Annotated in this window: 18 protein-coding genes and 1 pseudogene; 11 read left to right on the top strand and 8 right to left on the bottom strand. The window is 66.8% G+C overall.

Annotated elements, in window-relative coordinates; all coding sequences use genetic code 11:
• The first annotated feature begins 133 nt into the window (after nucleotides 1-133).
• From GV368_RS01145 to GV368_RS01100, 10 genes and pseudogenes are all read left to right on the top strand, one after another.
• Entirely contained in the window at nucleotides 134-1,126 is a 993-nt protein-coding gene (locus tag GV368_RS01145) for a KpsF/GutQ family sugar-phosphate isomerase (protein WP_169114743.1), read from the top strand.
• Nucleotides 1,126-1,653 carry a KdsC family phosphatase gene (locus GV368_RS01140; RefSeq protein WP_169114741.1) on the top strand — a complete coding sequence of 176 codons (528 nt, stop codon included), beginning with the start codon at nucleotides 1,126-1,128 and terminating at the stop codon, nucleotides 1,651-1,653. Before GV368_RS01145 ends, GV368_RS01140 begins: the two co-directional genes overlap by 1 nt.
• Nucleotides 1,650-2,285, top strand: coding sequence for an LPS export ABC transporter periplasmic protein LptC (gene lptC, locus GV368_RS01135; protein WP_169114739.1), 636 nt, complete (start codon nucleotides 1,650-1,652; stop codon nucleotides 2,283-2,285). The genes GV368_RS01140 and lptC overlap by 4 nt, the downstream gene beginning before the upstream one ends.
• The gene (lptA, locus tag GV368_RS01130) at nucleotides 2,282-2,947 is read left to right on the top strand and encodes a lipopolysaccharide transport periplasmic protein LptA (protein ID WP_206673184.1); all 666 of its coding nucleotides are present in this window, start codon (nucleotides 2,282-2,284) and stop codon (nucleotides 2,945-2,947) included. The genes lptC and lptA overlap by 4 nt, the downstream gene beginning before the upstream one ends.
• 29 nt (nucleotides 2,948-2,976) lie before the next feature.
• A pseudogene (locus tag GV368_RS01125) lies at nucleotides 2,977-3,752 on the top strand (enoyl-CoA hydratase).
• A gap of 210 nt (nucleotides 3,753-3,962) precedes the next feature.
• Nucleotides 3,963-4,565 carry a TIGR01841 family phasin gene (gene phaP / locus GV368_RS01120; protein WP_142804884.1) on the top strand — a complete coding sequence of 201 codons (603 nt, stop codon included), beginning with the start codon at nucleotides 3,963-3,965 and terminating at the stop codon, nucleotides 4,563-4,565.
• 128 nt (nucleotides 4,566-4,693) lie between these two features.
• A complete protein-coding gene (gene lptM / locus GV368_RS11690) occupies nucleotides 4,694-4,798 on the top strand; it encodes an LPS translocon maturation chaperone LptM (RefSeq protein ID WP_142804883.1) in 105 nt (34 codons plus the stop codon).
• On the top strand, nucleotides 4,795-6,045 hold the full coding sequence (gene lysA, locus GV368_RS01110; RefSeq protein ID WP_169114737.1) for a diaminopimelate decarboxylase: 1,251 nt from the start codon (nucleotides 4,795-4,797) through the stop codon (nucleotides 6,043-6,045). Before lptM ends, lysA begins: the two co-directional genes overlap by 4 nt.
• An 8-nt stretch (nucleotides 6,046-6,053) precedes the next feature.
• Entirely contained in the window at nucleotides 6,054-7,463 is a 1,410-nt protein-coding gene (gene dacB, locus GV368_RS01105; protein WP_169114735.1) for a D-alanyl-D-alanine carboxypeptidase/D-alanyl-D-alanine endopeptidase, read from the top strand.
• Between the two features lie 96 nt (nucleotides 7,464-7,559).
• Nucleotides 7,560-8,855 carry a M23 family metallopeptidase gene (locus GV368_RS01100; protein ID WP_169114733.1) on the top strand — a complete coding sequence of 432 codons (1,296 nt, stop codon included), beginning with the start codon at nucleotides 7,560-7,562 and terminating at the stop codon, nucleotides 8,853-8,855.
• A gap of 285 nt (nucleotides 8,856-9,140) precedes the next feature.
• Here GV368_RS01100 and rfbC read toward each other — a convergent pair whose 3' ends face one another.
• From rfbC to GV368_RS01060, 8 genes are read right to left on the bottom strand one after another with little or no spacing between them, the layout of a single operon-like run.
• Nucleotides 9,141-9,692, bottom strand: a complete 552-nt coding sequence (rfbC, locus tag GV368_RS01095; RefSeq protein ID WP_169114991.1) for a dTDP-4-dehydrorhamnose 3,5-epimerase — start codon at nucleotides 9,690-9,692, stop codon at nucleotides 9,141-9,143.
• Entirely contained in the window at nucleotides 9,692-10,591 is a 900-nt protein-coding gene (gene rfbA / locus GV368_RS01090) for a glucose-1-phosphate thymidylyltransferase RfbA (protein WP_169114731.1), read from the bottom strand. Before rfbA ends, rfbC begins: the two co-directional genes overlap by 1 nt.
• Nucleotides 10,588-11,514 carry a dTDP-4-dehydrorhamnose reductase gene (gene rfbD / locus GV368_RS01085; RefSeq protein ID WP_169114729.1) on the bottom strand — a complete coding sequence of 309 codons (927 nt, stop codon included), beginning with the start codon at nucleotides 11,512-11,514 and terminating at the stop codon, nucleotides 10,588-10,590. The genes rfbA and rfbD overlap by 4 nt, the downstream gene beginning before the upstream one ends.
• A complete protein-coding gene (rfbB, locus tag GV368_RS01080; RefSeq protein WP_169114727.1) occupies nucleotides 11,511-12,587 on the bottom strand; it encodes a dTDP-glucose 4,6-dehydratase in 1,077 nt (358 codons plus the stop codon). Before rfbB ends, rfbD begins: the two co-directional genes overlap by 4 nt.
• A gap of 39 nt (nucleotides 12,588-12,626) precedes the next feature.
• Nucleotides 12,627-13,811, bottom strand: a complete 1,185-nt coding sequence (clsB, locus tag GV368_RS01075) for a cardiolipin synthase ClsB (RefSeq protein WP_178086717.1) — start codon at nucleotides 13,809-13,811, stop codon at nucleotides 12,627-12,629.
• A gap of 39 nt (nucleotides 13,812-13,850) precedes the next feature.
• On the bottom strand, nucleotides 13,851-14,693 hold the full coding sequence (locus tag GV368_RS01070; protein WP_169114725.1) for an endonuclease/exonuclease/phosphatase family protein: 843 nt from the start codon (nucleotides 14,691-14,693) through the stop codon (nucleotides 13,851-13,853).
• 8 nt (nucleotides 14,694-14,701) lie between these two features.
• Nucleotides 14,702-15,814 (bottom strand): quinolinate synthase NadA, encoded by a 1,113-nt coding sequence (nadA, locus tag GV368_RS01065; protein ID WP_169114723.1) that lies wholly within the window; start codon nucleotides 15,812-15,814, stop codon nucleotides 14,702-14,704.
• A 25-nt stretch (nucleotides 15,815-15,839) separates the two neighbouring features.
• On the bottom strand, nucleotides 15,840-16,304 hold the full coding sequence (locus GV368_RS01060) for a rhodanese-like domain-containing protein (protein ID WP_194240853.1): 465 nt from the start codon (nucleotides 16,302-16,304) through the stop codon (nucleotides 15,840-15,842).
• Here GV368_RS01060 and GV368_RS01055 point away from each other — a divergent pair.
• Nucleotides 16,303-17,577: a cation diffusion facilitator family transporter gene (locus GV368_RS01055; RefSeq protein WP_169114721.1), complete on the top strand. Its 1,275-nt coding sequence runs from the start codon at nucleotides 16,303-16,305 to the stop codon at nucleotides 17,575-17,577. The genes GV368_RS01060 and GV368_RS01055 overlap by 2 nt on opposite strands.
• The last annotated feature ends 59 nt before the right edge of the window (nucleotides 17,578-17,636 follow it).

The following is a 17,636-nucleotide window of genomic DNA, read 5'->3' as shown; positions in this document are numbered from 1 at the left end:
CGGATGCGACACATATCGAGTGGATATGCGGACATCCGAGCACCGCAGAACGCTACCTTCCAGCCGCGCAGCGAGGTCATTCGAGGTGCCCGTATTTGTTATACTGGGCTTTTCAAGTATAAACGAAGCGTAAATGCAGCCGCAGACGGTTCCCCCCCTCGACACCGACCGCATGCTCGCCAGCGGACGGCGCACGCTCACCATCGAAGCGCAGGCACTGCACGCCCTGGCCGAGCGGCTCGACCCGACCTTCGTCGACGCGGTACGAACGATTCTCGGCGCGCGCGGCCGGGTGATCGTCACCGGAGTGGGCAAATCCGGCCACATCGGGCGCAAGATCGCCGCCACGCTCGCCTCGACCGGCACGCCCGCCTACTTCGTCCATGCCGCGGAGGCCGCGCACGGGGATCTCGGCATGATCACGCCCGAGGACGTCGTCGTCGCCATTTCCTACTCCGGCGCGAGCGACGAAGTGCTGATGATCCTGCCTGCCATCAAGCGCCAGGGAGCCGCCCTGATCGCCCTCACCGGCCGCCCCGATTCCCCGCTCGCACGCCAGAGCGACGTGCATCTCGACGTGAGCGTGCGCGAGGAAGCCTGCCCGCACAACATCGCCCCGACCGCCAGCACCACCGCGGCGCTCGCCATGGGCGACGCGCTGGCGATCGCGCTCCTGGAAGCGCGCGGCTTCGGCCCGGAAGATTTCGCCCGTTCGCACCCCGGCGGGGCGCTCGGGCGCAAGCTGCTCACGCGCGTGGCCGACGTGATGCGGCCGCGCCCCGACGTCCCGACCGCGCCGCCCGACGTTCCCCTCACCGAGGCGCTCCTCATCATGTCGCGCGGCGGCATGGGCATGGTCGCGGCGATCGATGCCGACGACCGGCCGCTGGGCATCTTCACCGACGGCGACCTGCGCCGCGCCATCGAACAGGGCGCCGACCTGCGCACCGAGACGCTCGCCCGGCGCATGAACCCTTCGCCCAAGACCATCTCCCCCGAGGCGCTCGCCGCCGAAGCCGCGCGCCGCATGGAAGATGCACGTATCAGCCAGATGCTCGTGGTCGACGAGGGCCGCCTCGTCGGGGCGCTGCACATGCACGACCTCATGCGCGCCAAGGTGCTGTGATGACCACCGCCACTGCCAAAGCCACCCGCGTGCGCCTGATGGGGTTCGACGTCGACGGCGTGCTCACCGACGGCCGTCTCTACTATGGCCCCGAGGGCGACACCCTCAAGGCGTTCCACACCCTCGACGGACACGGGCTGAAGCTGCTCGCCCGCGCCGGCATCGAACCGATCGTGATTTCCGGCCGAACCTCCGTCGCCCTGGCACGGCGCTGTGCCGAACTGGGCCTGCCGCTGGCCATGGGCATCGAAGACAAACGCAGCGAGATGGCCGCGCGACTCGCCGAGCGTGGGCTGGGATTCGAAGATGCCGGCTACATGGGCGACGACGTCGTCGACCTCCCCCTCATGCGTTCCTGCGGTTTCAGCGCGGCGCCGGCCGACGCGCACGAGCTCGTCAAATCGCGCGCCGACTGGATCGCTTCCCGTCCCGGCGGAACCGGCGCCGTGCGCGAACTGTGCGACTTCCTGCTGCGCGCCCAAGGACGCTGGGACGAACTGCTGGCACCCTACCTTCACACCCCATGACCCCTCCTCGCCCCGCCGTGCTCCTGCCGTTGCTTTTCGTCACGCTGCTTGCCGGATTCTCTTTCTGGCTCGAGCGGCGGGTGAACCTTCTCACCCAGCCCACCCCCGTCGAACCCGCCGGCGAAGTCGATCTCGTCTCCGGCGGCCTGGTCATCGACGTCTATTCGGAGGCCGGACTGCCCATGCACCGCCTCATCGCCGAGCGCGCCACGCACCACCTGAGCGACGATCGCACCGCGCTCGAACACCCCCGTGTCACCTCTCGACGCGAGGACGTCTACTTCACCGGACAGGCGCAGCGCGCCGACGTCTTCGACGGTGGGCAACGAATCCATGCTCATGACGACGTGCTCGTCACCCGAGTGCTCGACGGAGAGGAAACCCGTTACCAAGGACAAATGCTCATCTGGTGGCCAGAAGATGGTCGAGCCCGCTCCGACCTTCCCGTGCTCATCACACGCGGCGAGCGACGCGCCAGCGGCGACCGGATGGAAGCGGAAGACCACCTCGCGAAGATCACGCTCATCGGCAACGCCCACGTATTCTGGCCACCACCCCCCTCGACCACCTCCAAGAACGCCGCATCGCCGCCGACGGCGTCTCCCGCTCCCCGACGGAGTCCATCACGATGATCCCTATCCTTCAGCCGGAGACCTCGATCAAGCTGCTGCGCGGCTGCATGGCAGCGTTACGCGCTGCCCTGAGGCACACCCACGTTCATGAAACTCCCACCCCGAGCGCCTCACGCCTAGGGCGACGGCCGCTCACGACGGTTCTAGGCGCCCTGCTATTGCCCTTGTGGCTCGCCTTAGCCGCCGCGCCCGCGTATGCAGAAAAGGCCGACAAGCAAAAACCCATCGAGATCGACGCCGACCGCATCCACGTCGACGACCGGCAAAAAATCCATATTTTCGAGGGCAACGTGCTCATGAAGCAGGGCACGCTGGAAATCCGGGGCGACCGCGTCGTCGTGACCCAAGACGAGCAGGGCTTCAAGACGGGTGTGGCCACCGCCCAAGGCGGCAGGCTCGCCACCTTCAAGCAGAAACGCGACAACAGCGACGAATGGGTCACCGGAGAAGCCGAGCGGCTCGAATACGACGCGCGCACCAACAAAGTAAAGCTCATCGGCCGGGCCCGCGCCACCTCGGGTCAGGACGAAGTGCGTGGCGCCTACATCGAGTACGACCAGAACACCGATCAGTACTACGTCACCACCGCCGGCGGCACCTCCAGTGCGCCCTCGGGCCGTGTGCGTGCCGTGATTCAGCCGAAGAACACCGAGGAACAATGAATTTTTCCCACCCACGAGAGGAGCGTTCCATGGACTACCAAAACATCATCGTCGAGACCCACGACCGCGTCGGCCTCATCCGGCTCAACCGCCCCAAGCAGCTCAATGCCCTCAACGATGCGCTCGTCGATGAACTGGGGCATGCGCTCGATGCCTTCGAGGCCGACGAAGGAATCGGCGCCATCGTCATCACCGGCAACGAAAAAGCCTTTGCCGCCGGGGCCGACATCGCCGCCATGGCCAATTTCTCCTACATGGACGCCTACAAGGGCAACTACATCACGCGCAACTGGGAACGCGTCAAGACCTGCCGCAAACCGGTGATCGCCGCGGTGGCCGGTTTCGCTCTGGGCGGCGGCTGCGAGCTCGCCATGATGTGCGACCTCATCATCGCCGCCGACAATGCCAAGTTCGGTCAGCCCGAAGTCAAGCTCGGCATCCTGCCCGGCGCCGGCGGCACCCAGCGCCTGCCGCGCGCCGTGGGCAAGGCCAAAGCGATGGAGCTGTGCCTCACCGGTCGTTTCATGGACGCCGAAGAAGCCGAGCGCAGCGGCCTGGTGGCGCGCGTGGTCCCGGCCGGCGGCTGCTCGAAGACGCCCTCGAGACGGCCAAGACCATCGCCAGCTACTCGCTGCCGGTCGTCATGATGATCAAGGAGTGCGTCAATCGCGCCTACGAGGGCCCCCTCAACGAAGGTCTGCTCTTCGAACGCCGCATGTTCCATTCCAGCTTCGCCCTGGAAGACCAAAAGGAAGGCATGGCCGCTTTCCTCGAGAAACGCGCCCCACGATTCACCCATCGCTGAGCGCTCGAAAGCCGCCCCTACGGGGGCGGCTCATGTCGCGATACGGCAAACGAGAACCTTTCCCCTTCATTTGCATCCAAATCCCGGAAAATCCTTGTGTTCCATTGAGTTTGTGCATTGCACAAAAACGCTTGACAAGGCCCCGACCTTGAACTATAGTGGGATCGTTGCTGCATTGCAGCAATCTTTTCCATTCAAGGAGGACGTACCATGAACACCACCGTCGACACCCTCACCCAACGTGGCCGCCAACTCTCGGATGCGTGGCTCGCCGTGGCCAGCTCCGGATTCTCCGCGACCGAGCGGCTCATCGCGCTGCAGATGAACACTCTGCGCGAAGCGATCGAGCAGTCGCTCGCGCACGCCAAGCGCGTTGCCGAAACCAAAGACGCGCAGGAATTCTTCAAGCTGCAGCAAGAAGCCCTCACCCCCTCGATCGAGAAGACGCTCGCCTATCAGCGCAACGTCTACGAAGTGCTGCAGCAGAGCCAGACCGAGATCGCCAAAATCATCGAAACACAATTGGCCGAAGCCAACCGGCAAATGATCGAGCTGCTCGACAAGATGGCAAAATCTGCGCCCACCGGCGCCGAGACGGTCATCGCGGCAGCCAAGTCCGCCATCGCGGCGGCCAACAGCGCCTACGACAACCTCGCCAAGGCCGCCAAGCAAGTGGCCGAGATCGCCGAGGCCAACATGACTGCGGCAACCAGCGCCACCGTGAAGGCCGTGACGTCCGCCTCCCAGCAGCTCGCCACCAAAGCCGCCCCCGCGGCGACGGCAGCCAAGAAAACCACCCAGAGCGCGGCCTGAGTCGCACACTGGACGCGGTGCCGGGCACCGCGTTGCGTGAAACGCCCGCCATGCGCGGGCGTTTTGCTTTTCCCCTGCCGCCGGCTCTGCTAGGATAGCGTTTCGACCGAACTTCCTTCCTGCAGACCATGCGCTTTCTCCTCCCCCTCGTCCTCGCATTGGCGCTCGCCGGCTGCGGTGTGAAAGGACCGCTCTACCTGCCCCCACCTCCTGCCTCGGGGGAATCGAAATGAATTTCCCCATGCCAACGCTACGGGTCACGGTACGAGGACTCGCCCTCGAAGACGTTCCGCTCACGGCCATTGCCGCCGCCTACGACACCCCTTGCTACGTCTATTCGCGTGCGGCGATCGAATCGGCGTTCGACCGCTATCGCACGGCGCTGCCGCCCGAACGCGCCGAGATCTGCTACGCCGTCAAGGCGAACGGCAATCTTTCGATCCTGCGGCTACTCGCCGCGCGCGGGGCAGGGTTCGACATCGTCTCCCGCGGCGAGCTCGAACGCGTGCTCGCCGCGGGCGGCGAAGCGCATCGCATCGTCTTCTCCGGCGTCGCCAAGGGCGCCGCCGAGATCCGCCGCGCGCTGGAAGTCGGGATCGGTGTGTTCAACGTCGAATCGGCGGCGGAACTCGCCCGTATCACGCACATCGCCCGCGAACTGGGTCGGCATGCCCCGGTGGCCCTGCGCATCAACCCCGACGTCGACCCCAAGACGCATCCCTATATCTCCACCGGGCTCAAGCGCAACAAATTCGGCATTCCCGTGGCGGAAGCACTCGAGCTCTACCGCCAGGCCAAGTCGGCACCGGAGATCGAGCTCGTCGGCATCGCCTGCCACATCGGCTCGCAGCTGCTCGACCCTTCTCCCTTGTTGGAAGCCGCCGATCGCGTGAAAGACGTGATAGCGCGGCTCGAGCGCGACGGCATCCGGCTGCGGCACATCGATCTGGGCGGGGGCCTGGGCATCCGTTACCGCGACGAGACTCCGCCCGACATCCCCGCCGTGCTGCGCACGCTCGCCGATCGCTTTGCCGACCGCCCCGAACGACTGGTGTTCGAACCGGGACGATCCGTCGTCGGCAACGCGGGCTTGCTGCTCACGCGCGTCGAATACCTCAAACAGGGGGAAGAACAGGACTTCGCCCTGGTCGATGCCGGCATGAACGACCTGATGCGCCCGGCGCTCTACGACGCCTGGCACGAGATCGTCCCGGTCGTGCCGCGACCGGGGCCGGCGCGCCGCTACGACGTGGTGGGGCCGGTGTGCGAATCGTCCGACTTCCTCGGCCGCGGGCGCGAACTCGCCCTCGCACCCGGGGATCTGCTCGCGGTGCTCTCGGCCGGCGCCTACGGCATGGCCATGAGCTCGAACTACAACGCCCGGCCACGGCCAGCCGAAGTGCTGGTGGACGGGGCGACACACCGCCTCATCCGCCGGCGCGAATCGCTGGAGAGCCTGTGGGCGCCAGAAGAAACCTGACCTCGGCCATGCGCCTGCTGTTCGCCCTCCTCCTGTGGATGGGAGCGGGGCTCGTCCGCGCCCAATCCCTGCCCCCGCCGATCGCCGCCGCGCTCGAGCGGGCGCAAGTGCCGGTGCAGGCCGTCTCCGTCCTCGTGCAGCCGCTCGAAGGCGGCGCGCCGCTTCTGGCGGTGAACGAGACCGTGCCGCGCAACCCGGCCTCGGTGATGAAGCTCGTCACCACCTTTGCCGCCTACGAAACCTTCGGGGCCCAGTATCGCTGGACGAGCCGGCTGGTGGCCCGCGGCCGCGTGCTCGGTCAGGAGCTCGTGGGTGATCTGGTTTTGCGCAGCGACGGCGACCCTTATCTCACTGCCGAACGTGCCTGGAAACTGCTGCGCACGGCGCGTGCCCTCGGTATCCACACGATCAGGGGCAGGTTGATACTGGAGGCCGACGGGCTGCGCATTCCCCCAACCGATCCCTTCGCTTTCGACGGCGACGGCTATCGTCCCTACAACACCCCGGCGAGCGCCGAGCTCGTCAATTTCAACACGGTGATCGTGCAGCTACAGCCCTCGCCCGACGGGGCGCGGGTGCTCGCCACGCTGCATCCGCCCCTTGCCGGCGTGAGCGTGGGCAACGCCCTGAAGATCGAAACCGGCGCCTGCCCGGCCGACGTCGTCAAGCGCCTCGAGACGGGCGTGCAGGAAGATGCGCAAGGGATGGCGATCACGCTCTCGGGCCGCTATCCGGCAAGCTGCGGCATCCGTTTCCTCGGCCTCTCGCCGCTACCCGCCGAGCGTTTCGCCTCGGCCATGCTCGAAGGCATCTGGCGTGAGCTCGGCGGCCGTCTGCTGCCCGCCGACGCCCCTGCCCCGGCCGGAGGCGAATGGCTCGTGGCCACCGACGACTCGCCCACGCTCACCGAAATCGCGTATCAAATGAACAAGTGGTCGAGCAACCCGATCGCACGCCAGCTCCTCGCCCTCGTCGGCGCGCGTCGCATGCCGGCAGCGCCGGATCACGTCGCCGCTGGTGCGAGTGCCGTACGCTCGCTGCTCACCGAAGCGGGGATCGATCGCCACGGGGTGGTGCTGGAAAACGGCGCGGGGCTGTCGCGCGAAGAACGCATCACCGCCGCCGACCTCGCCCGCTTGCTGCAAACGGTCTGGAACCGCCCTTACGCGGCCGAATTCATCGCCACGCTGCCGGTGGCCGGCGTCGATGGCACGGCCCGGCGCCGTTTCAAGGATTCCCCCATCCGCGAGTGGGCTCACGTCAAAACGGGAACGCTACGCGACGTGCGCGCGATCGCCGGTTTCGCTCAGAGCCAGTCCGGGACGCCTTACGTGATCGCCGCCGTCATCGAGCACGCGAATGCCGCTCAAGCCGGAGAGGCGCTCACGGCGCTCTTCGATTGGCTTTGGGCGCACTGATCCCCGTTCAGTCGGGCGAACCAGCATTGCACCTACGCCAAAGCTGGTTCATAATCCCGACCATTTCCTGCCATTGCGTGCCCGAGGAAACACTCGATGAACCGACCACCCCTTCGTCGCCGCGTACTGCGTACTACCCTCGCACTCTACGGCGCCGCCGTCGTCGGTCTAGCCGTGGCCGCTTTCTCCGACCAGGTACCGTACGCCCGCACCCCCCTCGTCACCGATCTCCCCCCGATCACCCTCACCCCCCCTGCTGCCACCGATACGGCGCAGGCGTACGTGATTCGCGAGGCGTTTCGTCGCGGTGAGACGTTGCCCGCTTTCCTCGAGCGCATCGGTGCCGAAGACGAGGGGCTGCTCGACTATACCTCGCTCGACGAAGAGGTCCGCGCCATCCAGCGGCAACTCCGTGCGCACTCCACCGCCACGGTACGCCTTCGCGCCGACGGTCGGGTCGATTCTCTGATCCTGCCGCTCGTCAGCGGCGCACGCGTCGCCATCCACCGAGCCGACGACGGCTTTCGCATGGCCCCTGTCGGCACCGAGAACGACGACGGCACCGCCTTTCTCGAATTACGCCAGGGGGTGATCACGCACTCGCTCTTTGCCACCGCCTCCGAGATCGGCATGCCCGATGCGGTCGCCTCCAAGCTCGCCGAGATCTTCGGCACCCAGATCGATTTCTCACGCGACCTGCGTGTGGGCGATTCTTTCGCCGTGATCTACGAAACGAAACTCGACGCCGAAGGGCTGCCGCAACCGGGCGAGATCGTCGCTGCCGAATTCGTCAATCAGGGCAAGCGCCACGTCGTGCTGCGCTACGACCTTCCCGGCGGCAAAAGCGGCTACTACACCCCGGACGGCCGGGTGCTCGGCACGGGTTTTCTGCGCTACCCCCTGCGTTTCACTCGCGTGAGTTCGAATTTCGGCGGCCGTTTCCATCCCATCAAACGGGAATGGCGCCACCATGCCGGTACCGACTTCGCTGCCCCTCCTGGCACGCCGGTGATGGCCGCCTCCGACGGCGTGGTGAAGTTCGCCGGCTGGCAGAACGGCTACGGCAACTTCGTACTCGTCGAGCACCGCAGCGGCTATGTCACCGGCTATGGCCACCTCAAAGGATTCGCGCCGGGTCTCAAGGCGGGCAAGCGCGTCTCTCAGGGCGACGTGATCGGTTACGTCGGCTCCACCGGCTGGGCCACCGGCCCGCACCTGCACTATGAAGTACGCATCAACGGCAAACCGCAGGATCCGCTCAAAATCGCCCTGCCCGCCCCCGAGCCGCTGCCAGAACGCGAACTCGCCCGCTTCCGTCAACAAACGGCACCGCTGCTGGAAAAAATCGCGCTGCTCACCCGCACGCCGGTCGAAGTCGCCGCAGCCGATTGAACCGGGAACGCGCGGGAAGCGGCCCGTGCGAGCGGCGCCAAGGTCGAGCGCCCAAGCACGGTGGGCTGCTGTCCCGTCGCAAGGACGGGCGGGCATCCGGGCAGCGTTGCGTTCTCTTGGTAGGCTATTCGCCGCGCTCCTGGGAAACGCTGAAGAAATGAGCGAGCGGGATGAAGCGCAAGGCGCACGGAGCGCAGCGACCGAGACATATCAACTAGATAGGCGAGGGAGCGAGCACCGCGCAACGCAGCGATTCGCCCGCGCAGCCAATTATTCGGCGTTTCCCTAGGAAAAACACTCGGCGGCGTAAAGCCACGGTGCGCTGCGGTCCTTGTCGGAAACGAGAGGCTCCATCCCCAGATCCGGCCAGGCGATCGCCAGCGTCGGGTCGTCGTAGCGCAGCGACCGGTCGCACTGGGGCGCGTAATAATCGGTCGTCTTGTAGAAAAGCCGCGCGTACTCGGAAAGCGCGAGAAACCCATGGGCGAAGCCGGGCGGAATCCACAGCTGGCGCTTGTTCTCGTCGGAGAGCTCGGTGGCCACCCAGCGCCCAAACGTGGGCGAACTGCGGCGCAGGTCGACGACCACGTCGAACACGGCACCCTCGATGCAGCGCACCAGCTTTCCTTGCGCGTGCGGCGGCAGCTGATAATGCAGGCCGCGCAGCACGCCGCGGCGTGAGCGCGATTCGTTGTCCTGCACGAAGTCGACATCGAGCCCCGTGGCGGCGAGGAAAGCGCGCCGATTGTAGGCCTCGAAGAAATAGCCGCGCGCGTCCCCGTGCACCACCGGCTCGAGCAGGATCACCTCGGGAATCTCGAGCGCCATCGCACGCATCATGCCGCCCCCCGCCCCTGTTCGAGCAGCTGGCGCAGATAGCGTCCATAGCCGCTCTTGCCCAGCCGTTCGGCCTGACGCAGGAGCCCCGCATCGTCGATCCAGCCCTGCATCCAGGCGATTTCTTCCAGACAGGCGATTTTCAGCCCTTGGCGCCGTTCGATGGTGGCGATGAACTGCCCGGCCTCGAGCAGCGAATCGTGCGTGCCGGTATCGAACCAGGCATAACCGCGTCCCATGAGTTCGACCGCGAGTCGCCCTTCCTGCAGGTAGCTGCGATTGAGGTCGGTGATCTCCAGCTCGCCGCGCGCCGAGGGGCGCAGCGCCCGCGCGCGCTCGACCACGCTGCCATCGTAGAAGTAGAGCCCGGTGACGGCGTAGTTCGATCTGGGGCGGACGGGTTTCTCCTCGATGTCGACCACGCGCCCGGTGGCATCGAATGCAACCACGCCATAGCGCTCCGGATCCTGCACGTGATAGGCGAAGACGGTGGCGCCCTGCTCGCGCACATTCGCCGCGACGAGGAGCTGCGGCAGGTCGTGGCCGTAGAAGAGGTTGTCCCCCAGCACCAGGGCCGAAGAGGCGCCGGCAAGGAAGGTTTCGCCGATGAGAAACGCCTGCGCGAGTCCGTCGGGCGAGGGCTGCTCGGCGTAGGACAAGGACACCCCCCAAGCGCTGCCATCGCCCAGGAGCTGGGCGAAACGCGGCGTGTCCTGGGGCGTGGAGATCACCAGGATGTCGCGGATGCCGGCGAGCATCAGGGTGGACAGCGGATAGTAGATCATCGGCTTGTCGTAGACCGGCAGCAGCTGCTTGGAGACGGCGAGCGTCGAGGGATAGAGCCGAGTGCCGGAACCGCCGGCGAGGATGATGCCCTTGCGGGAAGAAGTCGGATTCATGATTTCTGCATCAATGGGGGTAGAAGGGACAGCGGCTCGGCGAGCACGGCCACCGTACGTGCCACCTCGTCTTGCCAGGGCGGCAGCCGCAGGCCGAAGGTGGTGGCAAGCCGCGTGGTGTCGAGCCGGGAATTGGCCGGGCGCGGGGCCGCGGTCGGATAGTCGGCGCTGGCGATCGGCTCGAGGTGCTCGAGCACGAGTGGCCAGCCAGCCGCGCGCGCACGCTCGAAAACGAAGGCGGCGTAGTCGTACCAGCTGGCCTCACCGGTAGGCGCGAGGTGGTAGAGACCAGTGGGGCAGGGATCGGGCGCGCTGCGCAGCCGGCGCACCAGCTCGGCGCTCACTGCGGCAACGAGCCCGGTGCCGGTGGGTGCGCCCACCTGGTCGGCCACCACGCGCACCACGGGTCGGCTCGCGCCCAGGCGCAGCATGGTTTTGAGGAAATTGGCACCGTGCAGCCCGTAGAGCCAGCTCACCCGCAGAATGAACGCGCGGGCGCCGCTTTCGAGCACGAATGCTTCGCCGGCACGCTTGCTGCGGCCATAAGCGTTCACCGGCCGGGGCACATCGTCCTCGCGCCAAGGGCGCTGCCCCGTGCCGTCGAAGACGTAGTCGGTGGAATAGTGCATGAGCCAGGCACCGTGCGCCGCGGCCCAGCGGGCGAGTTCTCCGGGCACTTCGGCGTTGAGCCGCCAGGCGAGCGCCGTTTCCGTCTCGGCCCGATCCACCGCGGTGTAGGCCGCGGCATTGACGATGCCCTGAGGGCGCAGGGCATCGAGCCGCGCCCGCAGGGCCGCCGCATCGCCGAGATCGAGCTCGGCGCGTGAAGGGGCGACGAGCGGGGCCTGCAGCGCCAGGAGCGGGGCGAGCGCCCAGCCGAGCTGACCGCTTGCGCCCAGCAGGAGGATGGGGGCCTCGCTCATTGCGCCGGCAAGGCGGCGCCGTAGTGGCGCGAGAGCCACTCGCGATACGCGCCGGAAGTGACGTGCTCGACCCAGTCGCGGTGCGTGAGATACCAGCGCACCGTTTTTTCGATGCCAGTATCGAACGTTTCCGCCGGTCGCCAACCGAGCTCGCGCTCGATTTTGCGCGCATCGATCGCGTAGCGCCGGTCATGTCCCGGACGGTCGGTGACGAAAATGATCTGCTCGGCGTACGAGCGGCCGTCGGCGCGCGGCGCGAGCGCATCGAGCCAGCGACACAAGGTGTGCACCACCTCGAGATTGGTGCGCTCGTTCCAGCCGCCGATGTTGTAGGTCTGCCCGGCTCGCCCCGCCTCCAGCACGCGCCTGAGCGCGGCCGTATGATCGCCCACGTAGAGCCAGTCGCGCACCTGCTGCCCGTCACCGTAGATGGGCAGCGGCTCGCCGGCGAGCGCGCGCGTCAGGCACAGCGGGATAAGCTTTTCCGGGAACTGATAGGGGCCGTAGTTGTTGGAGCAGTTCGTGGTGATCGTCGGCAGACCATAAGTGTGATGGAAGGCGCGCACGAAGTGATCCGCCCCGGCCTTGCTCGCCGCGTAGGGTGAATTGGGCGCATAGGGCGTGGTCTCGGTGAAGGGCGGATCGTCCGGGCCGAGCGAGCCATAGACTTCGTCGGTGGAGACGTTGACGAAGCGAAAGGCCGAGCGCTCGGTCTCGGGCAGCCCTTCCCAATGGGCCCGCGCCGCCTCCAGCAGCCGCAAGGTGCCCAGCACGTTGGTGCGCGCGAAAGCCTCGGGCCCATGGATGGAGCGATCGACGTGCGATTCGGCGGCGAAATGCACCACGGCGCGCACCCGGTGCCGTTCGAGCAGAGAGCGTACGAGGTCCCGATCGGCGATGTCTCCGTGTACGAAGACGTGGCGCGGATCGCCCTCGAGCGAGGCGAGGTTCTCCAGGTTGCCCGCATAGGTGAGGGCGTCGAGATTGACCAAGGGCTCGTCATGGCACGCGAGCCAGTCGAGCACGAAGTTGCTGCCGATGAAGCCGGCGCCGCCGGTCACGAGAATCGTCATGGTCGGTACGGGTCGCGGAAAAGCGCGATGATACCAATTTCACCCCTCCATGTCGCGCGTGTAGCCCGCCCAGCCGATGATGAGGCGCACCCAGCCGAGCACCACCCAGCTCAATGCCTTGCGCCAGCGGGGCAGCCTCGCGAACCCCTCTTCGTCGAGCCGCACCGCGCCCTGCGCCACGTGCCGCTCGATCCGTGCACGCAGATCTGTGCTGAACCCCGGGTCATCCACCCAGACGTTGGCCTCGCGCGCCATGAAGAGGCTGAAAGGATCGATGTTGCTCGAGCCCACCGTAGCGTAGCGATCATCGAACACCGCCACCTTGGCGTGCATCTCGGTGGCATGATATTCCCACAGTTCGATGCCATGGCGCAGCAGCCAGGGATAGAGGGCGCGCGTGGCCTGCGACAGGATGGGATGATCGCTCAGTCCCTGCAGGACGAGGCGCACCCGCACGCCCCGCGCCGTGCAGGCCGCCAGCGCCCGGCGAAAGCGTTGACCGGGGAAAAAATAGGCACAGGCGATCCAGACCTCTTCGCGGGCACGCGCGAGCATCTGCAGATAGGCGTGCTCGATGTCGTGACGATGGCGCCAGTTGTCGCGCAGCACCAGGGCGGCGCGATGGGGTCCGGCCGGGTCGATCCTCGGGGCTGCCGTGAGGCGAGGCTCAGGAGGAGGACGGCGCTTGACGTTGGTCCAGTAGACCAGGCGCCACAGGCGACGCATCGCCTGCTGCACCGAACGCACGAGCGGCCCCTCGATCCGCACGGCGTAATCCCACCGCGGTTGGCGGGTCCGGCGCCCGGGCAGACGAGTGAAATCCGAGAGGATGTTGATGCCGCCGACGAACGCGACGCGTCCGTCGCAGCAGACGAGCTTGCGGTGCAGGCGCCGCAGGCGATGACGCCGGGGAATGAACCAGGGGCCACGCAGCGGGCGATAGACTTCGACCTCCACGCCCGCGGCCGCCACGCCGTGCATCCGCTGCAGCACAAAATCACGGCTGCCGAAGCCATCGACCAGGAGACGAGTGCGCACGCCCCGAGCCACTGCCCGGACCAGCGCCGCGAGCACCGCCTCGCCGATTTCGTCGCACTCGAAGATGTAGGTCTCGAGCCGCACTTCCTCGCGGGCCTCATCGATCGCCTGCAGCAGCGCCGGGAAGAATTCCGCACCGTTCTCCAGCAACTGGAGGCGGTTACCGGGCAGGAAGTCCAAAGCCATCGGCGGGACCTCAGGCGGGGAAGCAGCCGCACGGCGCACTCATCGAACGTCCAGGTCGAGGTCGACCACGAGCGGGAGATGATCCGAAAGGCGCGACCAAGGACGTCCGCGCAGCACGTGCGCTTCACGCACCGTACCGCCGCGCACGTAGAGCCGGTCGAGCCGACCGATCGCCAGACCGCGCGCGGGATAGGTCCGCGGCGGCGCGCGGCGTCCGGCAGCGGTAAAAGCATCTTGCAAGCCCAAGGGCAGAGCGAGGAGCTCTTCCGCCGCTCGACCCCAGTCGTTGAAGTCCCCGCCGACGACGACCGGCGCCTGCAGGGGCAAGGCGGCGATCAGCTCACGCAGCCGCTCGAGCTGCTGGCGCCGCCAGCGTGCCCTGAGCCCGAGATGCACGCAAAAAACATGCAAGACCGCGCCGTGCGGCAGCGCCACGGCACAATGCAGGATGCCGCGACTCTCCCAACGATGCGCCGAGACGTCGTGATTGGCCCAGTCCTGGACCGGAAAGCGCGATAGCACCGCATTGCCGTGATGTCCCAGCTCGTGGAAACGGTTGCCGCCGTAGATGCGCTCGGGCCAGCGTTCGGCCCCGAGATAGTGATGCTGCGGCTGCGCCGGCCAGTGAGCATGGCGCAGCGCGTGCCCGATATGCACTCCCTGGACCTCCTGCAGCAGCACGAGGTCGGGGTCGAGGCCATGCAGCGCCTCGCGCATCTCTGCGATGGTCAGATGGCGGTTGAGCGGACCCCAGCCCTTGTGGATGTTGTAGCTGACCACACGCAACGCCGCCCCGGCAGGAATGAGATGGCGCGGATTTTCCGACGGCGCGAGCCAAGAGCGCCACCGCCCCCAGAGTTTCTGCCGTTTTTCTGCAATCATCGGAACGTTCATGTGGCCGAGAGCATCCGCTCGAGCGCCACTTTCGCCCATTGCGCGACCTCCCCGGGCACGGCGATGCGATTGACCACCCGCCCCTGAACCAGATTGTCGAGCGTCCAGGCGAGGTGCTGCGGGTCGATGCGCTGCATCGTCGAGCACATGCACACCACGCCGCCCATGAACTGCACCGTCTTGCCCTGCGGAGCCATCTCCTCGGCCAGGCGGCTCACCAGGTTGAACTCGGTGCCCACCAGCCATTCGGTGCCGGCCGGCGCCGCGCGCACCGTGCTCTGGATGAATTCGGTCGAACCGACGTAATCGGAGGCGAGGCACACCTCGAAGGCGCACTCCGGGTGCGAGATGACGTAGCCCTGGGGATGCCTGGCGCGCCAGCGCTCGATCTGCGCCTTGGTAAACATCTGATGCACCGAACAATGCCCTTTCCACAGCAGGATGGTAGCCCGCCTGATCTGCTCCGGGCTCAAACCGCCGTAGGGCAGGTCGGGATCCCACACCAGCATGTCTTCCAGCGGGATGCCGCGCTGGTGGCCGGTCCAGCGTCCCAGATGCTGGTCGGGAAAGAAGAGGAGCTTGGGGCGGCGCGCCAGCGCCCACTCCATGATGTGCGGCGCATTGGTCGAGGTGCACACGATGCCGCCGTGGCGGCCGCAGAACGCCTTGAGATCGGCCGCGGAATTGATGTACGTGACCGGCGTATAGACCTCGGCCGGATCGCCGTCGAGCACCTCGCCCAGTTCCCGCCAGGCGCGCGTCACCTTGGCGAGATCGGCCATGTCGGCCATGGAACAGCCGGCGGCCAGATCCGGCAGGATCGCCACCTGCTCGGGCTGCGACAGGATGTCGGCCACCTCGGCCATGAAATGCACGCCGCAGAAGACGATGTAGCGCGAGGAAGTCTGTGCGGCGAGCCGGGCGAGCTTGAGCGAATCGCCGGTGAGATCGGCGTGCCGATAGACGTCGGCGCGCTGATAGTGGTGGCACAGGATCACCGCCTCCTCGCCCAGCCGCGATCGCGCCGCGAGGATGCGCTCCTGCGCCTGCTCGTCGCTCATCGCCGCGTAGGGCGCGAACGGCAAGGCTTTCTCGAGAATCGCCGTCATCTCCTCCCTCCCAAAGGGCATCGATTCAACTTTGCACCCACGGCAGACCGTGGAACTTCCATCCCCCCACCGTTCCCCGATGCCCGGCGGCGTCTTTCGCACCCTCGAAGCCTTCGAGCACGTTGTAACACGAAGTAAAACCCGCCGCCGTAGCCACACGCGCCGCCTGATCGGAACGGCCACCCGAGCGACACAAGAACATCACCAAGGACTCGGGGTCGACCTGGGCCCGAAGGTGGGTGAGAAAATTGGGATTCGGCATCAAGTCGGGATAGTGCAGCCATTCGATCTCCACCGCACCGGGAATACGGCCTACCCAATCCCACTCGGCGCGGGTACGGCAATCGACGAGTACCGCGCCGGGCGCCGTTTGCCACACCAAAAACGCCTCGGGGGGCGTCAAAGCCCCGGCGTAGGGCAGGCCGAAGCGCTCGGCGCGCTCGCCGGCAAGCGCTAGAATATCGTGCAGATTTCCCACGGCGTCCTCCATGAGCTCCGAATCTAGTATACCGCCTCCACTGCCCAACGCAGCGCGGATGCGCGGCAACGCCATCGCCCGCACCAGTCTCACGGCCATGGCCATCAACGCCATCCTGGCCATATTGCAGATCCTCATCGGGCTAGCCGCCAACGCGTTCAGCCTCGTGGCCGATGCGATCCATACCCTCGCCGACCTCACCACCGACGCCATGGTGAGCTGGGCCGGGCGCAGCGGCGGCGCTCCGCCCGACGACAACCATCCCTACGGACACGGGCGTTTCGAAACGTTTGCCAGCTTCGTTCTCGGGCTCGTACTGCTGGGAGTGGGCTGCGGCTTCCTGTGGGCGGCGGGCATGCGGCTACAGACGCTCGAGCACGCCCCGCCGATCGAAACCGCGGCCTTCGTCATGGCGCTCATCACACTGCTCGCCAAAGAAGGCATGTTCCATTGGCTACGCCGCCGCGGACGCGCCCTCAAGGCGCAGGTGCTGGAGGCCGCCGCCTGGCATGCCCGCTCGGATGCCGCCTCCTCGCTCGTGGTGGCGATCGGCATCGGCGGCAGCCTTGCCGGCTACCGCTTCCTCGAACCGCTCGCGGCGGCGCTGGTCGGCTTCATGATCGCCTCGATGGGAGTGCGCTTTGCCTACCGTGCGGTGCGCGAGCTCGTCGACACCGGGCTCGAGCCGGAAGAAGTCGCCCGACTGACCGAGACGATCCGCACCACCCCCGGCGTCGAGGATCTGCACCAGATCCGCACGCGGCGCATGGCCGACCGCATCCTGGTGGATGCGCACATCCAGGTCGCCCCCCGCCTGTCGGTCTCCGAAGGGCACCGCGTGGCCGATACCGTATTCGCCCGCCTCAAGGCCCGCTTCCCCAACCTCGACGACGCGCTGATCCACGTCGATCACGAAAACGACACGACCCGCCCGCCCGATCAGCTGCAGGCGCTCACCGACCGCACCGAAGTGGTGCAGGACCTGCGCGCGCTCCCGGCTTTCGCCGCCGCTTCGCCCGACTGGATCGTCCTGCACTATCTCGGCGGGCGCACCTATCTCGACCTGCTGGTTCCGGCCGAACACGCGCCTTCCCTGCTCGCCGCGGACCGTGCGGCCCTTTTCTCCCAGCTCGACGCCCTGCGCCAACGCCATCCCGACCTCGCTTCCCTGCGGCTCTTCGTCGAGCTTGCACCGGAACCGGGCACAGGAAGCGAAAAATTGCACCAAATCAGTGCGAACGAAGTCCCTCCTCCCCCTCCTCCAGCCGGAAATGCCTCCCTTTGAGGCAAACCAAAAGCTGGCACGACACTTGCTAAAATCCTTCCACTTTTTCCTGACCCGGA

This window comes from Tepidiphilus baoligensis, assembly GCF_012911495.1.
GTDB classification, from domain to species: domain Bacteria; phylum Pseudomonadota; class Gammaproteobacteria; order Burkholderiales; family Rhodocyclaceae; genus Tepidiphilus; species Tepidiphilus olei.
The sequence above is the reverse complement of the archived record's forward strand: the minus strand, read 5'-3'. Positions and strand labels throughout refer to the sequence as shown.

What these genes read in the sequence shown, in the direction of transcription:
- rfbB (WP_169114727.1), bottom strand. Translation starts at nt 12,587, where the DNA reads ATGACGATTCTCGTGACCGGCGGCGCCGGCTTCATCGGCAGCAACTTC.
- lptC (WP_169114739.1), top strand. Translation starts at nt 1,650, where the DNA reads ATGACCCCTCCTCGCCCCGCCGTGCTCCTGCCGTTGCTTTTCGTCACG.
- GV368_RS01140 (WP_169114741.1), top strand. Translation starts at nt 1,126, where the DNA reads ATGACCACCGCCACTGCCAAAGCCACCCGCGTGCGCCTGATGGGGTTC.
- rfbA (WP_169114731.1), bottom strand. Translation starts at nt 10,591, where the DNA reads ATGAATCCGACTTCTTCCCGCAAGGGCATCATCCTCGCCGGCGGTTCC.
- dacB (WP_169114735.1), top strand. Translation starts at nt 6,054, where the DNA reads ATGCGCCTGCTGTTCGCCCTCCTCCTGTGGATGGGAGCGGGGCTCGTC.
- lptA (WP_206673184.1), top strand. Translation starts at nt 2,282, where the DNA reads ATGATCCCTATCCTTCAGCCGGAGACCTCGATCAAGCTGCTGCGCGGC.
- lptM (WP_142804883.1), top strand. Translation starts at nt 4,694, where the DNA reads ATGCGCTTTCTCCTCCCCCTCGTCCTCGCATTGGCGCTCGCCGGCTGC.
- lysA (WP_169114737.1), top strand. Translation starts at nt 4,795, where the DNA reads ATGAATTTCCCCATGCCAACGCTACGGGTCACGGTACGAGGACTCGCC.
- rfbD (WP_169114729.1), bottom strand. Translation starts at nt 11,514, where the DNA reads ATGAGCGAGGCCCCCATCCTCCTGCTGGGCGCAAGCGGTCAGCTCGGC.
- clsB (WP_178086717.1), bottom strand. Translation starts at nt 13,811, where the DNA reads ATGGCTTTGGACTTCCTGCCCGGTAACCGCCTCCAGTTGCTGGAGAAC.
- rfbC (WP_169114991.1), bottom strand. Translation starts at nt 9,692, where the DNA reads ATGCGTGCGATGGCGCTCGAGATTCCCGAGGTGATCCTGCTCGAGCCG.
- nadA (WP_169114723.1), bottom strand. Translation starts at nt 15,814, where the DNA reads ATGACGGCGATTCTCGAGAAAGCCTTGCCGTTCGCGCCCTACGCGGCG.
- phaP (WP_142804884.1), top strand. Translation starts at nt 3,963, where the DNA reads ATGAACACCACCGTCGACACCCTCACCCAACGTGGCCGCCAACTCTCG.
- GV368_RS01145 (WP_169114743.1), top strand. Translation starts at nt 134, where the DNA reads ATGCAGCCGCAGACGGTTCCCCCCCTCGACACCGACCGCATGCTCGCC.
- GV368_RS01070 (WP_169114725.1), bottom strand. Translation starts at nt 14,693, where the DNA reads ATGATTGCAGAAAAACGGCAGAAACTCTGGGGGCGGTGGCGCTCTTGG.
- GV368_RS01100 (WP_169114733.1), top strand. Translation starts at nt 7,560, where the DNA reads ATGAACCGACCACCCCTTCGTCGCCGCGTACTGCGTACTACCCTCGCA.
- GV368_RS01055 (WP_169114721.1), top strand. Translation starts at nt 16,303, where the DNA reads ATGAGCTCCGAATCTAGTATACCGCCTCCACTGCCCAACGCAGCGCGG.
- GV368_RS01060 (WP_194240853.1), bottom strand. Translation starts at nt 16,304, where the DNA reads ATGGAGGACGCCGTGGGAAATCTGCACGATATTCTAGCGCTTGCCGGC.